This is a genomic window from Streptococcus sp. HMSC034E03, assembly GCF_001811505.1.
In the GTDB taxonomy this organism is placed as follows: domain Bacteria; phylum Bacillota; class Bacilli; order Lactobacillales; family Streptococcaceae; genus Streptococcus.
Map to the genome: position 1 here is coordinate 2,127 of NZ_KV804976.1, position 22,922 is coordinate 25,048.

General features: G+C 40.2%; 17 protein-coding genes. 2 read left to right on the forward strand and 15 right to left on the reverse strand.

The genetic code is table 11. The features are described from left to right. Positions 1-37: 37 nt before the first annotated feature. A complete protein-coding gene (mecA, locus tag HMPREF2805_RS03525) occupies positions 38-775 on the reverse strand; it encodes an adaptor protein MecA (RefSeq protein ID WP_075231413.1) in 738 nt (245 codons plus the stop codon). Between the two features lie 124 nt (positions 776-899). Here mecA and HMPREF2805_RS03530 point away from each other — a divergent pair, with 124 nt between their 5' ends. Then, entirely contained in the window at positions 900-2,378 is a 1,479-nt protein-coding gene (locus HMPREF2805_RS03530; protein ID WP_075231414.1) for an oligosaccharide flippase family protein, read from the forward strand. Positions 2,379-2,557: 179 nt separating this feature from the next. On the opposite strand, the gene HMPREF2805_RS03535 is transcribed toward HMPREF2805_RS03530, so the two are convergent. The 12 genes from HMPREF2805_RS03535 to HMPREF2805_RS03590 form a co-directional block, all read right to left on the reverse strand. After that, entirely contained in the window at positions 2,558-3,817 is a 1,260-nt protein-coding gene (locus tag HMPREF2805_RS03535) for a TRZ/ATZ family protein (RefSeq protein WP_075231415.1), read from the reverse strand. Between the two features lie 117 nt (positions 3,818-3,934). Beyond that, on the reverse strand, positions 3,935-5,683 hold the full coding sequence (locus tag HMPREF2805_RS03540; RefSeq protein WP_075231416.1) for an ABC transporter ATP-binding protein: 1,749 nt from the start codon (positions 5,681-5,683) through the stop codon (positions 3,935-3,937). 1 nt (position 5,684) lies between these two features. Further along, positions 5,685-7,409, reverse strand: a complete 1,725-nt coding sequence (locus HMPREF2805_RS03545; RefSeq protein WP_075231417.1) for an ABC transporter ATP-binding protein — start codon at positions 7,407-7,409, stop codon at positions 5,685-5,687. Between the two features lie 49 nt (positions 7,410-7,458). Further along, on the reverse strand, positions 7,459-8,397 hold the full coding sequence (msrB, locus tag HMPREF2805_RS03550; RefSeq protein ID WP_075231418.1) for a peptide-methionine (R)-S-oxide reductase MsrB: 939 nt from the start codon (positions 8,395-8,397) through the stop codon (positions 7,459-7,461). A 124-nt stretch (positions 8,398-8,521) separates the two neighbouring features. Continuing rightward, positions 8,522-9,391 carry a homoserine kinase gene (gene thrB, locus HMPREF2805_RS03555; protein ID WP_075231419.1) on the reverse strand — a complete coding sequence of 290 codons (870 nt, stop codon included), beginning with the start codon at positions 9,389-9,391 and terminating at the stop codon, positions 8,522-8,524. Position 9,392: 1 nt separating this feature from the next. Continuing rightward, the gene (locus HMPREF2805_RS03560) at positions 9,393-10,679 is read right to left on the reverse strand and encodes a homoserine dehydrogenase (protein ID WP_075231420.1); all 1,287 of its coding nucleotides are present in this window, start codon (positions 10,677-10,679) and stop codon (positions 9,393-9,395) included. A gap of 140 nt (positions 10,680-10,819) precedes the next feature. Then, on the reverse strand, positions 10,820-11,542 hold the full coding sequence (gene yaaA / locus HMPREF2805_RS03565) for a peroxide stress protein YaaA (RefSeq protein ID WP_075231421.1): 723 nt from the start codon (positions 11,540-11,542) through the stop codon (positions 10,820-10,822). A gap of 79 nt (positions 11,543-11,621) precedes the next feature. Beyond that, positions 11,622-11,786, reverse strand: a complete 165-nt coding sequence (locus HMPREF2805_RS03570; protein WP_075231422.1) for a DUF3953 domain-containing protein — start codon at positions 11,784-11,786, stop codon at positions 11,622-11,624. A gap of 159 nt (positions 11,787-11,945) precedes the next feature. Next, positions 11,946-12,356 carry a peptide deformylase gene (locus HMPREF2805_RS03575; RefSeq protein ID WP_075231423.1) on the reverse strand — a complete coding sequence of 137 codons (411 nt, stop codon included), beginning with the start codon at positions 12,354-12,356 and terminating at the stop codon, positions 11,946-11,948. Positions 12,357-12,463: 107 nt separating this feature from the next. Beyond that, positions 12,464-15,148 (reverse strand): cation-translocating P-type ATPase, encoded by a 2,685-nt coding sequence (locus HMPREF2805_RS03580; RefSeq protein ID WP_075231424.1) that lies wholly within the window; start codon positions 15,146-15,148, stop codon positions 12,464-12,466. Between the two features lie 192 nt (positions 15,149-15,340). Further along, the gene (locus HMPREF2805_RS03585) at positions 15,341-17,194 is read right to left on the reverse strand and encodes a DUF6020 family protein (protein WP_075231425.1); all 1,854 of its coding nucleotides are present in this window, start codon (positions 17,192-17,194) and stop codon (positions 15,341-15,343) included. Then, the gene (locus tag HMPREF2805_RS03590) at positions 17,194-18,261 is read right to left on the reverse strand and encodes a bifunctional glycosyltransferase family 2/GtrA family protein (protein ID WP_075231426.1); all 1,068 of its coding nucleotides are present in this window, start codon (positions 18,259-18,261) and stop codon (positions 17,194-17,196) included. Before HMPREF2805_RS03590 ends, HMPREF2805_RS03585 begins: the two co-directional genes overlap by 1 nt. A gap of 191 nt (positions 18,262-18,452) precedes the next feature. Between HMPREF2805_RS03590 and HMPREF2805_RS03600 the strand changes: the two genes are divergently transcribed. Continuing rightward, entirely contained in the window at positions 18,453-19,643 is a 1,191-nt protein-coding gene (locus HMPREF2805_RS03600; protein ID WP_075231428.1) for a cation diffusion facilitator family transporter, read from the forward strand. 40 nt (positions 19,644-19,683) lie between these two features. Here the strand turns inward: HMPREF2805_RS03600 and scrK are convergent, their stop codons facing one another. Both scrK and HMPREF2805_RS03610 read right to left on the reverse strand, forming a co-directional pair. Continuing rightward, complete coding sequence (scrK, locus tag HMPREF2805_RS03605) at positions 19,684-20,571, reverse strand: fructokinase ScrK (RefSeq protein ID WP_075231429.1); 888 nt, start codon at positions 20,569-20,571, stop codon at positions 19,684-19,686. Between the two features lie 307 nt (positions 20,572-20,878). Then, the gene (locus tag HMPREF2805_RS03610) at positions 20,879-22,762 is read right to left on the reverse strand and encodes a sucrose-specific PTS transporter subunit IIBC (protein WP_075231430.1); all 1,884 of its coding nucleotides are present in this window, start codon (positions 22,760-22,762) and stop codon (positions 20,879-20,881) included. Positions 22,763-22,922: the final 160 nt, after the last annotated feature.

Genomic DNA, 22,922 nt, shown 5'->3' on the forward strand with positions numbered 1-22,922 from the left:
GAGGTCGGGATCTTTTGTCCCAACCTCTTTTTCTAGATTAAACTTTTTGGAGTCCTTTGACGGCATCGTGGTTGATGATGATTTGACCGTATTCTTGAAGGACTGAGCGACTGATATCACTATCATCCGCAAATTCTCGCATGCGAGCCAGTAACCAAGCAGGATAAAGATTTGGACGATCCTCTACATCCACTAAAACTGTCAGATAGTACTGGTCATTCATCTTGTAGAGTTCTGAAGTTTCCATTTGGTAGTCAACCGTTTTGGCAAAAGAAACCAAACTAGATAAATCGTCAAAACGTAAGATGTAGTAGATATAAGGCTCTCTTTTTCCTTCTTCTACTTCGAGGGTTTCATCAAGCGCTGCTTCTTCTTCCTTTTCAACTTGCTCTAAAGATTGAATGGCTTCAATATCATCTTTAGTTTTTTCTGCCATGGTTTTCTCCAAGGTTTTTAAAAACTCATCTGGAGACATTTTAGCCAACTCATCCATATCAGGAAGATCTGCCAAATCGTCAAAATCTAAATTCTGGTCGATCTTAGATTTTGTCACAAAAACATCAACCTTGTCTGGCTTAGGTGTTACTCGGAAGCTAAGCATACCTGTATCCAAGAAGCTATCTGGCATCTCTAGCTCATCCAAGATGGCATAGAAAAATTCTTCTGTTTTCTCTTGCGGAACGAGAAAGTCTGCGATTTCCATTCCACGATCCATCAAATCTTCTAAAGACATGGTGATCTTTAATGTCGTATCACTGATTTGTTTCATTTTCATAGTTCGTAACCTCATACTTTCAGTTCTATCTATTATACAAGATTTCATAGATTTTATCAAAAGAATGGCGTTGGAATGTGATATAATACTAGTATCTATTTTAGAATATAAGAAAGAAAGTTTCATGAAAAATATAAAAGTTAATGCTTTGGCTAGCTTGCTGGTCAACATCTTGAATATCGTTTTTCCTTTGATTACTAATCCCTATCTAACGCGGATTCTTAGCAAATCGAATTACGGTTACTTCAACACTGCCAACACCTGGGCAAGCTTTGTCATTCCACTCGCTGCCTTTGGGATTTACAATTATGGGATTCGAGCCATTAGTAAAGTTAAGGATGACAAAAACAAGATCAATTATGTCTTTTCTAAGTTATTCTATATTTCGCTAATTACTTCAGTTGTAACAACAGTTATCTACTTCCTCTTTATTCACTTTGATACCAGTATTGTCAACCTCAAAATCCTTTATTATATCCTTGGAATCCAAGCACTCTTTCAATTTCTAAATATCGAGTGGATGAATGAAGCCTACGAGAATTATTCTTTTATCCTTTATAAAACACTGGTTATTCGGATTGGAATGTTGGTCGCTATCTTCGCTTTCGTTAAGACACCTGATGATATCGTCCCTTATGCTACCATCATGAGTGCGACAACTATCATCAACTATCTGCTAAGCTTCCTCTGGATTAAACGAGAGGTCTCCTTTGTTAAGATTGAGTTCATCGAACTTCTCAAGTCATCTAAACCTCTCCTAACTATGCTCCTTCTAGCAAATGCTAATATGCTCTATACCTTACTAGACCGTATGTTCATTACCAAAGGTCCTGATGAGAATTACATCTCATACTACACCATCGCCTCCAGTATCGTTATGCTGATCGCTAGTGTCCTTAGCGGAGCTATCAACGTCAGCATCCCACGACTTGGTTATTATCTAGGAAAAAAAGATTTTACTTCTTATAAAAATTTGGTCAATCAGGGCGCATCCCTCTTTTACTTCCTCATGATTCCTACCAGTATTGGTATTATGGTTTTGGGAACCTATGCTACAGTTATTTACTCTTCTGAGAAATATCTAGAAGCCGGAATTGTAACAAGTGTCTTTGCCTTTCGTACCATTATCTGGGCCATAGAATTAATCCTTGCTAAACAAATTATCTTTATCAATGACCATGAAAACCACTTGACTGCTTTCTACTTTATCGGAGGTGGTGCAAATATTCTATTTAACTCCTTGCTGTTTTTCAATAATATCTTCACTCCTGAATACTACATTGGAACAACCGTTCTAGCTGAAGCAATTGTGGTTCTGCTAGAGATTCGCTTTATTAGGAAGTACAAACTATTGGATTTGAAAGAGATTTTTACAACCTTAACTCGCTACACAATCGTGTCACTCGGTTTCATCCCAATTTATTTTGTTTTTAAAACCCTCTTCCAAGTTCATAGCTATGAAGTTACGATGAATATGATCTGCATGGTTCTTTCTACAATCGCAGCTTGTGGCATCTATTACGCCATCACCCTCTTTATTATCAAAGATAAAACACTTCATTATGCGCTCGACCTAGTTCGTGCTAAGATTAAAAGAGGATAGAGGTCATTAGCCTTCTCAAAAATGTTCAAATTAAATATTATGTAACAAAAAGAAGACCTTACAGAGTCTTCTTTTTTCTTTACGGCCTACACAATAAATACCCACTCAATAAGCTTGTTAGAGCAAACGAGGTCAAGACAACACCGACCTAGCTTTAAAAAAATTAGAAAGAGTATCACTTACAAATCTACTGTTAGTACGTTCCCAGCTCTCACGACTTGCTCACCTGCAATGTAGACGTCATCAACATCACTGGATTTGACAGCATAAACGAGGTGAGACAGCATGTTTTCTTGCGGTTGGAGATGGATTTTGCCTTGGGGTTGAATAACGAGAAAGTCAGCTTGCTTGCCGATTTCCAAACTACCAATCTCATCTTCCATTCCCAACACCTTAGCACCCTCGATCGACAGGGCCTTGAGGGCAGTTTCAATTGGAAATTGGCTGGCATCACCACTCTTCATTTTCTGTAAAAGGGCTGCCGTGCGTCCTTCCTCAAACATATCGAGGTTATTGTTAGAAGCAACTGAGTCAGTCGCAATCCCGACTGGCACTCCTGCCTTTTGAAGTTGGACGACTGGTGCAATCCCTGAGGCTAGTTTGAGGTTGCTGATTGGATTGTGGGCGATAGCGACTTGCGAATCTGCCAAGCGGGTAATTTCTGCTTCATTTAACTCAACACCGTGAGCAAAGACAGCTTTATGGTCTAAATACCCAAGTTCATCTAGAAAGGCTAGTGGGCGTTTGCCATAGCGTTTCAGGATAATACCTGACTCTTCCTGGGTTTCTGCAACATGGATATGAAGAGGAATGTTTTCTTCTTTTGCTAGGTCAAGACTTGCCTCCAGCAAGTCTCGATCACAACTATAGGGCGAATGAGGGGCCACCATAACCTTGAAATTTGGGTCTTGATAGCCTTTGATTGTCTCGATGACAGCTCGAGTTCTAGCTATAGTTTCAGCCGTCGTCTCCACATCTGAAGAAAAGAGGGTTGGAGAAAAATAGCAACGCATCTTGGATGCCTTGACTGCCTCATAAATCTCAGCTATATCCACTCCATTAGGATTGTACATATCATTGAAAGTTGTCGTTCCTGACTGGAGCATCTCTGTTAGTGCCTCTTTGACGGCCTTTGTAGTCATCTCTGGTGTGAATTCTGCTTCTGCTGGCCAGATATAGTCCTCTAGCCATTCGTGGAGATTGCTATCGTCACGAATGCCTCTCAAGCCTGTCATGGCAGAGTGAGTATGGCAGTTAACCAAGCCAGGCATAATCCAGGCACCCTGACAGTCTATTATTTGATCTGCTTGTTTAAGAATCTCTTGATTTTCCTGACCGACATAGACGATTTGGGATTCTTTGACAGCCAAAATCCCATCTAGATAGACATGGAAATCTTGGTCACAAGTCACGATATTTGCATGCTGAAAGACTTTCATCCCTAGGCTCCTTTTCTATATAAGTATTCATACTGGATAATTTTTCTAGCTATTGTAACAAAAAAGTCACCCGAAGGCAACTTTTATTTTGTATTTGCTTAAGAAACTAGGTAAAGTCTATTCTGGACTAAAAGCGGCTGCTTGCTGCATTTGATAGTATTTGCCTTTTCTCGTCATGAGTTCCTCATGATTGCCATATTCGACAATATCTCCATCGACCAAGACAAGAATCAAATCAGCATCCTGAATGGTCGATAAACGGTGGGCAATGATAAAGCTCGTCCGCCCCTTCATGAGTTTGGCAAAGGCGTCCTGAACCAGCACCTCTGTCCGGGTATCGATGGAGGAAGTCGCCTCATCTAAGATAAGAATCTTAGGAATGGCTAGAAAGACGCGGGCAATGGTTAAAAGCTGAGCCTGACCAACAGACAAGGATTCCCCTGCATTTTCAAGCTTGGTATCATAACCATGTGGCAACTGTTGGATAAAGAAGTCTGCGTTAGCTGCCTTGGCTGCCGCAATGACCTGCTCTCGGCTAGCATCAGGATTTCCAAAGGCAATATTGTCATGAATGGTTCCTTGCTTGAGCCAAGTTTCTTGAAGCACCATCCCAAACTGCTGTCTCAATGATGATCGGGTACAGTCATAAATCGAATGACCATCTAGCAAAATATCTCCAGAGTTAATCGGGTAAAAACGCATGAGGAGATTGATGAGGGTTGACTTCCCTGCACCCGTTGGCCCAACGATGGCAACCTTGCTACCCTCCGGAATGTCAATAGACAAGTCCTTGATTAAGATCTTTTCAGGATTGTAGCCAAAGGAGACATGCTTAAAGGAAATAGCTCCCTTGACTTGGTCGCTGTTCAATTCTTTAAGACCAGTTTCTCTAATCTCAGGGCTTTCTAAAACAGTATAAACACGTTCTGCACAAGCCAAGGCACTTTGCAACTCAGCTAAGACCGATGAAATATCATTAAAAGGCTTGGTGTACTGCTGCACATAATTCAAAAAGGTCACTAAACGCCCAACCGTCAAAGTAGAACCTGCCATGATGCGTAAGGCTCCAACACCAGCAAGTAGGGCATAAATGAGGGCATTGACAAAACGGGTGGAAGGATTGACTGTCGAAGAATAAAAGATAGCCGACTGAGAATAACCTGCGTAGTTGTCATTTGCCTCATGAAGTCTCTCGATAAATTCTTCCTGAGCATTGAAGGACTGGATAATGGCCTGTTGGGTGAGCGATTCTTCTATCAACTGAGTCTGAATCCCCCTAGTCTCTGTCTGCTTTTGAAAGAGATGGTAGGATTTCTTAGCGATAAAGCGTGAAATGACCATAGATAGAGGTGTTAAGAGCAGAACCAAGAGAGTCATCAATAGATGGATTTGGAGCATAGCAAGGATGCTGACCAAAATCATCAAAACTCCTATGAAAAATTGGTTGAAAATCATATTCAGACCCGCTGCCAACTGCTCGATATCTGTCGTTACACGGCTGACCATTTCCCCACTACCTTGTCTATCTACAAGGGCAATCGGAAGACGATGGAGCTTTTCAATGATTTTTTCGCGCAAATCTCTAGTATAGGAGAAAATCAGTCGATTATAGAGGAGAGGATTGGCCCATTGTACCAGCGTATTTCCTATCACCACCAAAATCATCTGGAGGAAAAACTGCCAAAATAGCTGAGATGAACCATCGACTAGGACTTGGTCAATCACCTGTCCTATCAAGATTGGTAGATAGATTGATAGGGCTACCTGAGCAATGGTACCTAAGAAAGCCAGGAAAAGAAGGACGGGATGGCCAGCTAAATCTTTTGCTAATCGTTTAAGGGTTTGACTTGCATGTTTGCCTTTCATTCTAGTCCTCCTTTCCATGTTGGGATGCATTGATTTCACGATAGACTTGGCTAGTCTCCATCAATTCCTTATGATTTCCAAGTGCTAATTGCTCCCCTTTCTCTAAAAGGAGAATTTGATCAGCAATCTTCAAGGTTGAAGTTCGTTGGGAAATCAAGATCAAGCTGGTGTTTGGTAAGTTATCTTGAACAGCCTTCAGAAGATTGGACTCAGTAATGGTATCAAGAGCAGAAGTCGCATCATCCAAGATGAGGAATGGTGCTCGACGCAAGACTGCCCGGGCAATCGATAAACGTTGCTTTTGTCCACCTGAAAAATTACGACCGCCTGCTTGAACCTCTGCGTCCAACTGACCTTCCTTTTCACTGACAAAGTCCTTGGCCTGAGCAATTTCCAAAGCCTGCCAGAGTTCTTGGTCAGAGACAGTTTCTTCCATACCCAGAGTCAAGTTAGAACGAATGGTTCCCTTAAAGAGTTCAACCTTTTGAGAAACATATGCCATCCAGGACCGCCATTCAGAAAGATTGCGAGGACTACGTCCATCTCGATAAAGGGAAATACTTCCCTTATCTGCCGGATAGATCCCAAGTAGGACTTGTACCAAGGTCGATTTACCAGAACCAGTCCCACCGATGATTCCAAGAATTTGTCCTTGTTGCATAGCAAAAGAAAGATTTTGCAAGGATGGTTGAGCAGCATCTGGGTAGGTAAAGCTCAAGTGTTCAACTCGTAAGGACTGGTTCGAGGAAGTTTCTTTTTGAGCAATTTCTGCCAGTATATCTTCAGGTTTTTCAGCGAAGACTTCTTTAATCCGCTTGGCAGAAATATAAGACTGGTTGAGTGAATTAATGAGCATGGCTAGTTTTATCAACTCTACCAAGATTTGTAGAAGATAGTTAATCAGGGCAATCAAGGCGCCTTGACTGAGGAGTCCGCCTTGGATAGAAATATAGCCATTCCAGATAATCACTAGCAAGGTTCCATTGACGATCAAATAGGTCAAGGGGGGCAAGAGAGTGGACCAATAGCCTGTTTTCATTTGGATAGCTGTATAGACTTGATTGAGTACTTGGAAGTTCTCGATTTCTCGTCTTTCTTGGCCAAAGGCACGAATCACACGCATACCTTGTATCTGTTGGCGTGTTTCCTGAACCAGCTGGTCTGTTTTCTTTCTCAAAATACTATAGAGAGGATTGACCAAGCGTGATAACACGACAATGACAAAGGACAAAATGGCAACCATGACCAAAAACCAGAAGGTCAATTCAGGCGAGAGACGATAAGCCATAAAAATGGCACCAAAAACAATAATAGGCGCTCTTAAAAATAGGCGTAAAAATTGATTAATCCCTGTCTGAATCTGATAGGTATCTGAAGTCAAACGCGTCACCAAACTCGAGGTCGTTAAACGGTCTCTACTATCCTTGGGCAAGGAAAGAATATGACGATAGAGGTCATTGGTCAACTCCTTGGCAAATCCTACTGCTGCCTTGGCTGAGTAAAACTGAGCAACTAAGGCTACCAAAACGCCGATAACCGCAAAAACAAAGAGGAAACCCATTTGCATCCAGAGGTGACCCTGATCTTTTTTGGGGATAGATTGGTCGACAATCCCAGCTATCACCATGGGAACCAAGAGTTCAAAAACGGCTTCTAGCAACTTAAACAAGGGTGCTAGAAATGACTCCTTGAGGTAGGGTTTAAAGTAAGAAAGTAATTGTTTCATGAGTCCCTTCTATTTCCAAAATGAAGAAGGTGGAAAAACCACCATCTTTTTACTTATTCAAATATGGAAGCAGGTAGCCATAATCAGCCTCTTCCATTTCATCCTTAGCAATGAATCGTAAAGAGGCAGAATTGATACAATAGCGTAAACCACCTAGTTCCTGAGGTCCATCTGTAAAGACATGTCCCAAGTGAGCATTACCCGAACGTGAACGGACTTCAATTCGCTCCATCCCGTGACTCAAGTCTTGATAGTAATGGATAAGCTCTTTAGAGATTGGTCGGCTAAAACTTGGCCAACCACAGCCTGAGGCAAACTTATCCTTGGCAAAGAATAGCGGCTCACCAGTGGTGATATCAACATAAATTCCTTCCTCAAAAGTTTGGTCGTAGGCATTGCTAAAGGGAGCTTCCGTCGCAGCTTCTTGGGTAACTCGGTAGGACTCTTCTGATAAATTTTCCCGTAAAACTGCCTGACTAGGTTTTTCATAGTTTGCTGCATCTATCAAGGGGTTTTCAGCATCTCTCACATCGATGTGGCAATAACCACCAGGATTTTTCTTGAGGTAGTCTTGGTGATAGTCCTCAGCCAGGATATAGTGACGGAGTTTCTCCACTTCTACCGCTATCTTGCGACCGAGCATGCGCTCCTGCTCTTGGACAAGAGCATAGATAGTCGGTAAATCCTTTTCATCTAGGTAATAAATCCCTGTGCGGTACTGACGACCACGGTCGTTTCCTTGTTGGTTGACAGATAATGGATCAATGACTCGGAAATAATAAAGCAAAATCTCACGGAGCGAGACTGCCTTTTCATCATAGATAACTTGCACAGTCTCAGCATGATCTGTTTCTTTGATTAATTGATAATTGGTGGTTTCAACTTGACCATTAGCGTAACCAACACTTGTTTGCAGCACTCCAGAAATTCTGGAAAAATATTCTTCCAAGCCCCAAAAACAACCACCTGCTAAATATATTTCTGCCATCTCATACCTCCTTGACCATCTATCGGTCAGCAAATACGGGAAAAATCCCATATTTCTCGTTTCATTTTCAAAAAAAGGACAGGAAGCCCTCTAAATAGAGAGTTTCCCCATCCTATCGCTATATTTATTTTTCTTCGACGCGCACGCCTTGTGTGTCTACTTGCAAATCATGAAGCTTGCCTTTGAACGGTTGTTTTTCAAGCTCTGCTTTAATCTTAGGCATCTTATCAGGCTCAGCTAGAACCATGACAGTAGGCCCAGCACCAGACAAGTAGGTCGCATAAGCACCGTTTCTCTTAGCAACTTTTTTAATTGTCGCAAATTCTCGCACCAAATCTTGACGATAACGCTCGTGGAAAAGGTCACTCTCGATAGCTTGACCAGCTTTGACCATATCTCCTGTCAATAGAGCTGCGATAGCCACATTGGCGATTGAACTTGCTGCAACAGCTTCCTTATATGATAATTTCTTAGGCAAGACACCACGACTATCGCGAGTTCGCAATTCATAGTTTGGAATATAAGCTAGAAAAGCACACTCTGGGAAGGGCGCCACAACAGCTGAAACCTGATCTTCGACTGAGCTGGCAATGACCAGATTACCATAGATAGCCGGCGCAACATTATCAGGATGGCCTTCAATCTTAGTCGCCAATTGCAATTTGTCGTGATCGCTTAATTTAAGATTTCCTAATTGATTTGCCAGTTCAATCCCAGCAACGATGACAGAACTAGAAGAACCTAGTCCACGTGCAAGAGGAATATCACTGATCATCTTCAGACGTCTTGGTTGTAAGTCTGGAACGATTTGTAGAGCAATCTTCAGCAAAAGATTACGCTCATCTCGTGGAATCCATTTACCTAGTTGGTGCTCAATCATCCATTCTTCACGTTCTTCACAAACCTGAATTTCTAGATACTTCGTTACAGCTACTCCAACTGAGTCAAAACCTGGACCCACATTGGCACTTGTAGCAGGTACAATAATCTTCATCTTAGTCTCCTAAAACCTTGAAGGTGTTGAGAAGTTCAAATTCAGCTACACCCTTCAAAGATTCTGTAATATTTTCAAGCTGTGCCTTGTTGATTTTATGAGTGATGATAACGACACGAGCCTTGCCTTCTTGCTTGCCATCTTGAAGGATTTGCTTGAAGGAAATATCTTCCGCGTTAAAGAGTTCAGCCAATTTCAAGACTTGACCTTTTGAATCTGGTGCCAAGATTGAGAAATAGTAGTTGGCTTTGACATCTTCTGGCTGAGCCAAAACAAGGTCACGATGATATTCGTTGAAGGCTTTTCCAATTGTACCGTCATTCAAACGACGAACGATACGAACGATATCAGCTACGACACTCGTCGCAGTTGGTTTTTGTCCGGCACCTGGTCCGTAGTACATAGATTCACCAATCCCGATAGACTCTACAAAGACTGCATTCATGACCCCATTGACACTTGCAAGTGGGTGAGCCTTAGGAAGGAAGGTTGGTGTAACCTCGGCAGCGATTCCAGATGGTGTTTCTTCGATAGAACCTACTAATTTAACCACATACCCAAGATCTTGGGCAACTGCCACATCCTCTGGAGTGATATTGCGAATCCCTTGATGGGCAACATCTTCAAATTTAACATTCATCCCAAAAGCAAACTGGCTAAGGATGACCATCTTGTAAGCTGCATCAATCCCGTCAACGTCATTAGTTGGATCACTTTCAGCAAAGCCAAGGCGTTGAGCTTCAGCAAGGGCATCTGCATAAGACCAGCCTTCTTCTACCATTTTAGTCATCATGAAGTTTGATGTGCCATTGACGACACCAAGAACACGTGTGATTTTGTCTGATGCTAGTGAGTTAACCAAGGTACGAAGGATTGGAATTCCTCCCGCAACAGCTGCTTCATAGTAAAGAGCAACATTATGAGCTTTAGCAATCTCAAGCAATTCTGCACCATGAACAGCCAAAAGGTCCTTGTTGGCTGTCACGACATGTTTCCCTGCTTCTAAGGCACGAGTGATAAATGTTTTAGCAGGTTCGATACGTCCCATCAACTCAACAACAATTGTGATGTCTTTGTCTGACAAGATTTCGTCGATATTTGTTACAAAATTAAAATCATTTCCTGCCTCAAGCAAGCGTGCTTTCTCTTCATCGTCTTTGACCAAAACCTTGGCTACTTCAATTTCTGAATGTGCTGCTTGAACGATTTTTTCTCCATTTTCCTTTAGTAAGAATGGTACACCACTGGCTACTGTACCAAATCCAAGTAAAGCAATCTTAACTGACATGTTTGTCTCCTTGAAATTTTCTAATAGTCCTATTATACCAAAATTGTGAGAAAATTCCTACCATTCTGAACTAAAAATAGGAGCGTCAAATCATAAAAAAGCCTGCCCTGATACAACCTAGGACAGACTCTATTTTCAATCTATTTCACAAAAGCCAATTCCTTGCCAGTAGACAGGTCTTCTCGATAACGGAAACCTGCAAAACTGAGCTTTTTGATTTCTTCTACCGAAGTCACCTGATTTTCCATCAAGGCTGTTAAGAAAGCACCCCTAGCTTTCTTTGAAATGGTTGAGTGGACTTTAAGTTTTCCATCTCTGTCTTCCATAAACTTAAAGGTCACCATTTGCTCGCGAACCTCTTTAGGGAAGACAGTTTCAAATTCCGAAGACAAGAGTGAAAAGATGCAATCTTCCTCCTTCACCGACTCTTCATAAGCTGACTGCCAGTGACTTTTCAGGCTTTTCCCAGTGATTTTAAGCTTCATCAAAAAGTCCAGTCTGTGAGGTGCAATCGGTGCAAAGGCTGGAATCACACCGTAAAGAGCTGACGTTATCATGAGGTGTTTCACCAGATAGGCTTGTTCAGCCTTGCTTAGATTTTCTCGTTTGATATTGCGATACATAAGCCCATCAAAGAGGTGCAAGGCTGGATAGTTTCTAGCCGTTCCATTTTTCAAGACTTGGATATGGCCATACTCCTCTTGCGCCTTTTCGGCAGAGATTTTATAAAAACTCTCTAGTTCTTGAGCAGAATATCTGGCTAATTCATCCAGAACAGCCTGACTCTCAGGACGCAAGGGATTTGCATCTAAACTAGGGATTTCAGTGTTCATTTCTTTTGCAGTTGGGATTAGAATTTTCATAGTCTTAGTGTAGCATATTTTTTTAGGACTACCAAGGATTTGAGCCTAAAAACCTCGGTTAATACCGAGGCTTCTTTGCTTATTTTGGCAATCCTAACCAGATTGCAAAGAGAACTAGTGCTGTCTCAAGGCAGCTTGTCAAGATAGATGACAGATTAACCTTTTTCTCCTTTAGATGAGAAAATCCTATCTTCAAAGCTAAAAGACCAAGCAACATCGAACCAATCATCAGATAAAATCCCATTTGACTGTCCTCCATTTATTATTCTTTCATCCATTATCACAAATTTTAAACAAGATTACAAGAAAAACGAGGTTGTTTCCTTAAACTTGAAGGTTTTGAGATAGTTAACCTTACCAACTTAACCTTCAAAGGATTGACACTTCTCTTGGAAAAACAAGTCTATATGATAACCCCTTCCAAATGATCCAATTCATGCTGACAGATCTGAGCCGGAAAACCTGTCAGGGTAATTGTCTGTTCTTTCCAATGAATATCTCTGTAGCTTACTGTAATTTTTTCATACCGAGTCGTCGGTCTTACTCCTGTCAAAGACAAACATCCTTCCTCCGTTTCATATGGCCCTTCAAAAGACTTGAGAACGGGATTAAACATGACCATGGGAATCATGCCGATATTAAAAATAATGACGCGCTTTTGCACCCCAATCATATTGGCCGCTAGTCCAACACAGGTCTCACGATTGGCCTGTAGGGTATCTTGTAAATCCTTTGCTAGGGGTAAATCTTCTTGGCTTGCAGGCTGGGATACCTGCGATAAAAACATCATATCTTTGACAATTTTCTTTTCCAACTACTATTCCTCCATCTTTCTCTCTACTTGATTATATCACAAAATCTTTGTCAGTTTATCTTATATAAAACCAAAAAAAGCCATCCGAAGATGACTTTTCATAGTGCTTAAATGGCGTTTTTATCTTTTCCGAGTGCTCGTTGGATTGCCTTAACAATTTCAACAAGGACAACAATCATAAGTGCTCCTACAGCAACCACTATCCATTGAGTCAAGCTCAAGTGAGACACGTGGAAGAGGTTATTAAATCCAGGAACCAAAATTGTCACCACAAAGAGAACAAAGGCAACTGGGATAGACCAGTTAAAGGTCTTGTTGGTAAAGAGTCCCACTTTAAAGATAGATTGGTAAACCGACTTAACGTTAAAGGCATGGAGCAATTGAATCAAACCGAGAGTTGCAAAAGCCATGGTAAGGGCATCCGCATGGATTTCTGCATGACTTTGGTGCTCTGGGAAGAGAAGAGCCCAAGCATAAACACCTAGAACGAGCATAGTTTGGAAGATACCTTGATAAATGATTGCTCCGAAGACACCACCATCAAAGAAGTTAGACTTACGCCCACGAGGTTTGTGAGTCATGACGCCTGGCTCAGCTGGTTCCACACCAAGGGCGATGGCTGGGAGCGTGTCTGTTACCAGGTTAATCCATAGCAAATGCACTGGTTGAAGCACATCCCAACCCAACAAGGTTGCAAAGAAGATGGTGAAAACTTCAGCCATATTAGCAGACAAGAGGTATTGGATGGATTTTTGGATATTTGAGAAGACCTTACGTCCTTCTTCTACCGCTACGATAATGGTTGCAAAGTTATCATCAGCAAGGACCATATCAGAAGCTCCCTTAGAAACTTCTGTACCTGTAATCCCCATACCGATACCAATGTCAGCTGTCTTAAGTGAAGGCGCATCGTTGACCCCATCACCCGTCATAGCGACAACCTTACCTTCATTTTGCCATGCTTTCACGATACGAACCTTGTGCTCAGGTGATACACGAGCATAAACAGAGTATTGCTTGAAGACTTTTTGGAATTCTTCATCAGTGAGTTCATTCAACTCAGCACCAGTGAAGACATGGTCTTCTGTATCATTTGGATCGATGATACCGAGACGTTTAGCGATAGCTTCCGCTGTATCTTGGTGGTCACCCGTGATCATGATTGGACGGATTCCTGCTTCCTTAGCAACACGAACAGCTTCTGCTGCTTCTGGACGCTCAGGGTCAATCATGCCGACCAAACCAGAGAAGATGAGGTCAGACTCAACGATTTCAGATTCCAAGGTTGGGATTTCGTTGTTTGTCTTATAAGCCATCATCAAGACACGAAGGGCTTGTTTAGCCAAATCTTTGTTGGTAGCAAGGATAGCTTGTTTGTCTTCTTCTGTGATGGGGCGAACTTCCCCATTGACTTCAATACGTGTCACACGTTTGAGCAATTGGTCAGGGGCACCCTTAACAGCGATAAAGTAAGTACCGTCTGCTTCCTTATGGATTGTAGACATAAGTTTACGTTCTGAGTCAAATGGCAATTCTGCCACACGTGGCTCGTCCTTCAAGATTTCACGAACGTCAAAACTGTGATCCAAACCAAACTGTACAAGGGCTGTCTCCGTTGGATCTCCAATCAATTTACCAGATGGGTCCACTTTAGTGTCATTGGCAAAGTTCATGATGCGAAGCGTATTGTTGTTTGCAGCAATTTCAGCTGCAGAGCTTTGCAATTGACCGTTAGTATAAACTTTTTCAACAGTCATTTGGTTCATGGTCAAGGTACCTGTTTTATCAGATGCAATGATTTCTGTTGAACCAAGCGTTTCAACTGCTGGTAATTTACGAACGATTGAATTACGTTTGGCAAGGGTTGTTGTTCCCAAAGAGAGAACGATGGTTACAATGGCAGGGAGACCTTCTGGAATCGCCGCAACCGCAAGGGCTACTGCAACCATCAAACCTTCTAATGGATGTTCCCCACGGACGAAGACACCAACCAAGAAAGTGATAATCGCAATCACAACGATTAAGTAAGTCAAGGCTTTAGATAATTGTTCCAAGCTTTGCTTCAATGGGGTTTCAGTCTCATCGGCATTTGCCAACATATCCGCAATCTTACCAACTTCTGTATACATACCAGTATTGGTTACGACACCAATACCACGACCGTAAGTTACGTTTGAGTTTTGGTAACCCATATTAACGCGGTCCCCAATACCAGCATCTGCTTCTACCACTTGAGTAATATCTTTTTCAACTGGTACAGATTCACCAGTAAGAGCAGCTTCTTCGATTTTAAGAGACGCCGCTTCAAGCAAACGCATATCGGCAGGCACCACATCTCCAGCTTCTAGCAAGACGATGTCCCCAGGCACCAATTCTTTCGAGTCAATCTCAATAACATGACCATCACGACGAACACGGGCCATCGGGCTAGACATATTTTTCAGAGCTTCAATAGCTGCTTCTGCTTGCCCTTCTTGGTAAACCCCAAAGGCAGCATTCAAGACAACAACGGCCAAGATGATAATAGCATCCGTTAGACCGTCCATTCCTTCTGTAATCACAGAAAGTGCCGCTGCCGCAAGCAAGATGATAATCATCAAATCCTTAAATTGATCAAGGAATTTAGCTAGTAGGCTACGTTTCTCACCCTCTTCCAACTCATTACGACCATAAGTCGCTAAGCGTTCTTGAGCTTGAGCAGTTGACAAACCTTCGATAGATGAGTCCAATTTCTTTAGGACTTCTTCTGCGGTTTGAGTGTAAAACAAGTCTTTATTTTGTTCTTTTGACAAAACAGTCTCCTCCTTTTTGGCCTCTTTTTACAAAAAAAGAGACCTGTTTTTTAAAAAAACAAGTCTCGCTGTTTAATATAGTGCCGGAAATAATTCGTAATGACGACACTATCGCGGTTTCCCGCCAGCTACTCCCTTGAGTAGTTCTATTATATCAGAATTTCAAAAGTTTTCAAGGAATAAACTATCATATTAATCCTGCAATTGCTCAGAATTTTTTAAAAACAATAAAGGAAGTAGTAATGGAATAATCATCATATATGCATAAGAATATCTAAAATAATTTACAATTGGAGAATAAATACATGTTAAAATAATGGATAAAACAAAAAATACTATTGGCAGAAGTCTCTTATCTCGTTTTAAGATAGCTAGCATTAGTATCAGTATTAATACGATTGTATAAAAACCTGGTCTATAAAGCAATTCAATAGTCGATAAATCTCCCAACGCCCAATGTAATTCATAAACATATTTATACAGGTTGCTATGTATAGTTTCTTCCTGAGAAAAACTCATACCTTTGTCATATATTTTTTTATTACCGAACCAGTTATTTTCACGACTATACATCGCTTCATAATAACTTGAAACATAAGCCATATCAGGTAAATTATATATGTACCAATAAGAAACGGATAAATTTAATACAGCATCAATATATGTCTTAGGATGATTTCTATATCCCTTCCACCAGATTTTAAAGAACTCCCGTTCTTTTCCCTTAAACTGCTCATTTTCCATTTTATTTTTTATAGGATCCGCTTCGCCTTGTAAAAAATTTTTATTATTATCTAGTCCCAATGTTGAATCATAGAATTCCAATTCAGATTTAGTAAAACTTTCTGGGTGATAATAAACAGCGGCTGCTAATTGTTGAAATCGTGATGATAAATAGTCATACTTCTTCTTTGATGCTTCTGGTCTTAATGCAATTGTTCCCAATGCGTTAATTAGCAAGGTTACCAAGACTGAAATAATCACATATTTTGCAATTTGTTTCTTATACAACTTACTATACAAGAAAAGTACAACAACACCGACTAATACGTAAATTACTGCTTTTCTATGTAGCATATAAACCCCTAAAAAGGATAATACAAATAAGGGTAAACTATAAGTACTGGAAAAAAAGCGGACAGGTAAATAGTTTATCAAAACCATTGATAAGAAAAATAGGAGCAAAAAATTAACTAAATACACATCTTTATACATAGTGAAACTTGTTATAATAAAATTAGAGAAAAAAGCATAAAAAATAAACAATCCAACTTTTAAATATTTATTTATGTTGAAAATCTCGAACAATTTATAAAGAACAAAAACTATAATAACAGATGTCACAACTAGTGTGAGAAAATTAAAGATTGAAACACCTATCCCTAAGCTTCCAAAAAACTTAATTCCTATTTTCGAAAACAAACTAACTATCCACGTATATATATATGGGTGTGAATTAGTCAGGGGCCAATATCCTAACCCTTCCTCAATAATATACATACTATCCCAAGTCGTAGAACCTGGAAAAAAAATAAAGAAAAATAGTACACGTATCGCCATAAATGGTAAAAACATTGACAGATATAGTTTTTTTCTAAAAACTGTCTGCTCCATATTAGTAGACTTCAACTTTTGTTGATGAAACCAATTCACTAATAACCTTAATAAGGTATTAATTGAAAAAAATGAAATCCCCACTAATATCAAAAAAGCTCCAATCGAAAACTTATTTACAGTCCCTCTCAACGTAGAGTGTGTATATGTAATATCACTCCCAACGATATGAAGAATCGAAAGTATTAATCCAAATAGACTCACTATTACGTTTTCTCTTGTTTTTAATTTTGGTATCTTTATTTTTGAAAAAAAATATAATGATAAGATAAATAATGTTACAGAAATTGTTGTATCTGCTTGAAACAGTTTTAAAAACGTTTTCAAACCAGTGATGGGGATAGGTCTATTAAAAGTTAACATTAGAGTTAAGCAATATGCATTGATTAAACTCAAAAATAAATCTCTATGATTTTTAAATACTTTGGACACTATTTAAACACCCACCTTCTTTGAATTTGATAACTAGCAAGGAACAAAATTGTATCAACTACTATTTTTATGGCAGTTTCAGATCCTGAAAACATATTCCAAAGAGCCGTCACCATTGCTGCGGATAACAACATTTGGAAAACAGCCAAGCTATAGTATTTTACAATCGTTCTCTGTATTCTTTTTTCACCATCAAAGACAAAGTTTTTATTCATTGTAAAGTTAAAATAAGATGATATTACTCTTGCCAAAATAGTCGATAGTAAGATTAATAATGCTCCCCTATGAATTCCTACAGCTAAGGCCCCCCAAAGGAAGAACTGAAACAATCCAATATCTAGCAAAAAAGAAGAAAGAGATGATAATAAATACTTAAAGAATGAAGCAAAGATTACTTTGTAAATTTTCAATGAGTCTTTAATAGGATTAAAATGTGTTTCCGCATTACCATCAAAATAAATCGTTTCAATAGTAATTTCTTGTATTGGGATAGCTTTATCAAACGTATGAATGAGCATTTTGGTTTCATATTCGAAACGTTCACCTGGAATCTCTAACATTTCATTTAATATTGCTTTCGGAAATCCTCGTAATCCCGTTTGAGTGTCTGTTATTTTTCTCCCATAAAGTAGTTTAAATACTAATTTGGTCAGTTTATTACCGAATTTACTTTTTGGTGGTACATTTTCAGTATCGAAATCTCGACAACCTAAAATTAGTGAATCAGGATAATTAGAAATCGTATCTACCATAGATAAGACATCCTCAACTCTATGTTGACCATCTGAATCTGCAGTAACAATTCCATTAAACTCTTCTACATCTGACATTGTCAAAAAATAGTTAAAGGCATTTTTTAGTGCTCGACCTTTACCTAAATTTTTTGCATGAGTTAATATCCTACAATTTTGTTCATCTCTTAACTGTTCAAAAATATATTTAAACTCTCTCCTACTCCCATCATCTACTATTAAAATATTTTCCAACCCTGCTTCTTTCAGTTTAACTATATAATTATACAAATCTGAAGGTGGATTGAGTGCTGGGATGACGACTAATGTTTTCATGGAATCTCCTTTATCACCTACTAATATCCCCTTATAAAGGGCACAAACTTCCAAATAACATTCTATCATTTTTCCTAAAAAAAAAAAAGTATTTTCTGATTTTTATCCCCTTTATACTGACCCCTCCATTTGAATTTTCCATGGAAAACCAGTATAATGATAGGATATGAAAATCCTAGAAAGGGAGTTACATGAATCAATCGTTTTCAAACTTGAAATTGGCTGAACGTGGTGCGATTATCAGTATTTTAACCTATCTATTCTTGTCTGCAGCTAAGTTAGCTACAGGGCACCTCCTTCATTCGTCCAGTTTAGTGGCGGATGGTTTCAACAACGTTTCAGATATTGTCGCAAATGTGGCCCTCCTCATTGGGATTCGTTTGGCTCGCCAACCAGCAGATAGAGATCATCGCTTCGGCCACTGGAAAATAGAGGATTTGGCAAGTCTCATCACTTCCATCATCATGTTTTACGTTGGCTTTGATGTTCTACGGGACACCATTCAAAAGATACTCAGCCGAGAGCAAACGGTCATTGACCCACTTGGGGCGACTCTAGGAATCATCTCTGCTATCATCATGTTTGCCGTTTATCTCTACAATACCCATCTGAGTAAGCAAGCTAAGTCCAAAGCTCTCAAGACAGCAGCCAAGGACAATTTGTCAGATGCCGTGACATCTCTTGGAACTTCTATTGCTATCCTGGCAAGTAGCTTCAACTATCCAATCGTGGATAAGTTGGTCGCTATTATCATTACCTTCTTTATTCTTAAAACTGCTTATGACATCTTTATCGAGTCATCCTTCAGCCTTTCTGATGGTTTTGATGAACACTTGCTGGAAGATTACCAAAAAGCTATCATGGAAATTCCTAAGATTAGCAAGGTCAAATCTCAACGCGGTCGTACTTACGGAAGCAACATTTATCTGGATATTACTCTCGAGATGAACCCAGACCTCTCTGTTTTTGAGAGTCACGAAATTGCAGATCAGGTTGAATCCATGTTATCAGAACGCTTTGGTATCTTTGATACCGATATCCACATTGAACCAGCACCGATTCCTGAAGATGAAATTCTTGATAATGTCTATAAAAAATTGCTCATGAGAGAGCAACTAATTGACCAAGGAAATCAATTGGAAGAATTACTGGCAGAAGATTTTATTTATATTCGCCAAGACGGACTAGAACTAGACAAGGAAGCCTATAAGGAGGAAAAAGAATTAACCTCTGCTATCAAGGAACTTCACTTGACGTCCATTAGTCAGAAGACAAAACTCATCCGCTATCAGATTGGTGACACCATCCATACAAGTATCTGGCGCAGACATGAAACTTGGCAAAATATATTCCATCAGGAAACGAAAATTGAAAAAGACTAAAGAAAGAGGCCGGGACAAATCCCGACCTCATTTTTTATACTTATTTTGCTACGCTCTTAGCAAGAACGAAGTTTCCAAGTGTAGCCGAACCATTACCTGCAACAGCTGGTGTCACGATATAGTCGCGTACATCCGGAACTGGTAGGTAACCATTGAGTAAGGATATGAATTTCTCACGGACACGGTCAAGCATGTGTTGTTGGGCCATAACCCCACCACCAAATACGATAACGTCTGGACGGAAGGTTACAGTTGCGTTGACTGCAGCTTGAGCGATATAGTAGGCTTGAACATCCCATACAGAACTGTTCAATTCGATGTTTTCACCACGAATTCCTGTACGAGCTTCTAAGCTTGGACCAGCCGCAAAGCCTTCCAAACATCCTTTGTGGAAAGGACAAACACCGTTGAATTCTTTTTCAATATCCATTGGGTGTTTAGCCACGTAGTAGTGACCCATCTCAGGGTGACCCACGCCACCGATAAACTCACCACGTTGGATGACACCTGCACCGATACCTGTCCCGATTGTGTAGTAAACCAAGTTCTCGATACGGCCACCAGCATTGTTACGGGCAACCACTTCACCGTAGGCAGAGCTGTTTACGTCTGTAGTGAAGTACATTGGCACGTTTAGGGCGCGACGAAGGGAACCAAGCAAGTCCACATTTGCCCAGTGAGGTTTTGGAGTTGTTGTGATAAAGCCATAAGTTTTTGAGTTTTTGTCAATATCAATGGGACCAAATGAACCAATTGCAAGACCTGCAAGATTATCAAATTTTGAAAAGAACTCGATGGTTTTATCGATTGTCTCGATAGGAGTTGTTGTTGGAAATTGTGTTTTTTCTACAATGTTAAAGTTTTCATCACCGACAGCACAGACAAATTTTGTACCGCCCGCTTCCAAGCTTCCATATAATTTTGTCATGATAAACCTCTAGTTTTTATTTTCTCTATTATAGCATAATTCCAGAAGGAAAGTTGCCCTATATTTTAGTTTTTCCTCTGTAAATTTTAAGATTCAATCAAAAACGAACAAACATGACATTTGTTCGTTTTTTGATCTATTAAATCGAAAGTAGTGTACTCAATGAAAATCAAAGAACAAACTAGGAATCGAGCTGCGGATTGCTCAAAGCACGGCTTTGAGGTTGTAGATAGAACTGACGAAGTCAGTAACACATACATACGGCAAAGCGAGTATGACGCAGTTTGAATTTGATTTTCGAAGAGTATTAAGCTTTAACTTCGATGATTGCATCACCTTTAGCAACTGATCCAGAAGCAACTGGATTTACTGAAGCAAAGTCTGCAGTGTTTGTCACGATAACCATTGTTGTGTTATCAAGACCTACAGCAGCAATCTTAGCTGAGTCAAATGTTCCAAGAACATCTCCAGCTTTAACCTTGTCACCTTGAGCAACTTTTTGGTCAAATCCTTCACCGTTCATTGAAACAGTGTCGATACCCACGTGGATCAAGATTTCAGCTCCGTTTGCAGTTTTCAAACCATAAGCATGTCCTGTTGGGAAGACGATTGTCACTTCAGCATCAGCTGGGGCGTAAACAACATCTTGACTAGGTTTTACAGCGATACCTTGACCCATAGCTCCACTTGAGAAGACTGGGTCATTAACATCTGAAAGAGCAACGACGTCACCAACGATTGGTGTTTGGATGACACCTTCGCTAGGTGCAACAACAGTACCAGTTACTGCTTCGTCAGCCAAACGTTCAGTTGTAGCTTCTGAAGCCACTTCTGCTTCATCTTCATAACCAAACATGTAAGTAAGAGCAAAACCAAGAGCGAATGATACAGCTACCATAAGAAGGTATTGTGGAAGTTGTCCGTTACCAATGTAAAGCATTGTACCAGGGATGATTGTGATACCATTACCAGTACCAGCAAGTCCAAGGATAGATGCCAATCCACCACCGATTGCACCAGCAATCAATGAAAGGAAGAATGGTTTACGGAAACGCAAGTTAACCCCGAAGATAGCAGGCTCAGTAATACCTAGGAAGGCAGAAAGAGCAGCTGGGAAAGCAAGTGTTTTAAGTTTAGGATTTTTAGTTTTCACACCAACGGCTACTGTCGCAGCACCTTGAGCAGTCATGGCAGCTGTGATGATAGCGTTGAATGGGTTAGCATGGTCAGCAGCAAGCAATTGAACTTCAAGCAAGTTGAAGATGTGGTGAACACCTGATACGACGATTAATTGGTGAACTCCACCAATCAAGAAACCACCAAGTCCGAATGGCAAGTTAAGAATTGCTTTAGTTCCAATGAGGATGTAGTTTTCAACAACGTGGAAGACTGGTCCGATAACAAACAATCCAAGAATTGACATTACAAGGAGTGTTACGAACGGTGTTACCAAGAGGTCAAGTACATCTGGAACAACCTTGCGAACTGCTTTTTCAAACTTAGCTCCGACAACCCCGATAATGAAGGCTGGAAGAACTGAACCTTGCAAACCTACAACTGGGATAAATCCGAAGAACTGCATTGCAGTTACTTCACCACCAGACGCAACAGCCCAGGCATTTGGAAGTGAACCAGAAACGAGCATCATACCAAGAACGATACCAACGGCTGGGTTACCACCGAATACACGGAAGGTTGACCAAACAACCAAACCTGGCAAGATGATGAAGGCTGTGTCAGTCAAGATTTGAGTGTAAGTTGTCACATCTTCTGGAAGTGTCATTCCAAGAGCATTCAAGAGACCACGAACACCCATGAAGAGACCAGTTGCTACGATAACTGGAATGATTGGAACAAAGACGTCACCAAAAGTACGGATGGCACGTTGGAACCAATTTCCTTGTTTAGCAGCTTCTGCCTTCATCTCATCCTTAGATGTCGTTGGCAAACCAAGAGCTACGACTTCGTCGTACATCTTGTTTACTGTACCTGTACCAAAAATGATTTGGTATTGACCTGAGTTAAAGAAAGCACCTTGAACTTTTTCCAAGTTCTCGATAGCATCTTTGTTGATCTTCGCTTCATCTTTCACCATAACACGAAGGCGAGTCGCACAGTGGGCTACACTGTTAACGTTCTCACGTCCACCCAAGGCTTCGATGACTTTTTTTGCAATTTCTGTATTGGTCATTTGCAAAAATCTCCTTATAAAAAAATTTGTTCTTGTTTGAAAGCGATTTTACTCGCCTCACGAATATTATTCTATCACGTTTTAAAAATATGTCAAGCGTTTTGCAGAAAAAATTTTGCTATTTTTTATTTTTTGATTGTTTTTGCTATTTTTTTCATCA

Coding starts and splice junctions, on each gene's coding strand:
- mecA (WP_075231413.1), bottom strand. CDS start 775: ATGAAAATGAAACAAATCAGTGATACGACATTAAAGATCACCATGTCT.
- HMPREF2805_RS03530 (WP_075231414.1), top strand. CDS start 900: ATGAAAAATATAAAAGTTAATGCTTTGGCTAGCTTGCTGGTCAACATC.
- HMPREF2805_RS03535 (WP_075231415.1), bottom strand. CDS start 3,817: ATGAAAGTCTTTCAGCATGCAAATATCGTGACTTGTGACCAAGATTTC.
- HMPREF2805_RS03540 (WP_075231416.1), bottom strand. CDS start 5,683: ATGAAAGGCAAACATGCAAGTCAAACCCTTAAACGATTAGCAAAAGAT.
- HMPREF2805_RS03545 (WP_075231417.1), bottom strand. CDS start 7,409: ATGAAACAATTACTTTCTTACTTTAAACCCTACCTCAAGGAGTCATTT.
- msrB (WP_075231418.1), bottom strand. CDS start 8,397: ATGGCAGAAATATATTTAGCAGGTGGTTGTTTTTGGGGCTTGGAAGAA.
- thrB (WP_075231419.1), bottom strand. CDS start 9,391: ATGAAGATTATTGTACCTGCTACAAGTGCCAATGTGGGTCCAGGTTTT.
- HMPREF2805_RS03560 (WP_075231420.1), bottom strand. CDS start 10,679: ATGTCAGTTAAGATTGCTTTACTTGGATTTGGTACAGTAGCCAGTGGT.
- yaaA (WP_075231421.1), bottom strand. CDS start 11,542: ATGAAAATTCTAATCCCAACTGCAAAAGAAATGAACACTGAAATCCCT.
- HMPREF2805_RS03570 (WP_075231422.1), bottom strand. CDS start 11,786: ATGGGATTTTATCTGATGATTGGTTCGATGTTGCTTGGTCTTTTAGCT.
- HMPREF2805_RS03590 (WP_075231426.1), bottom strand. CDS start 18,261: ATGAAAACATTAGTCGTCATCCCAGCACTCAATCCACCTTCAGATTTG.
- HMPREF2805_RS03600 (WP_075231428.1), top strand. CDS start 18,453: ATGAATCAATCGTTTTCAAACTTGAAATTGGCTGAACGTGGTGCGATT.
- scrK (WP_075231429.1), bottom strand. CDS start 20,571: ATGACAAAATTATATGGAAGCTTGGAAGCGGGCGGTACAAAATTTGTC.
- HMPREF2805_RS03610 (WP_075231430.1), bottom strand. CDS start 22,762: ATGACCAATACAGAAATTGCAAAAAAAGTCATCGAAGCCTTGGGTGGA.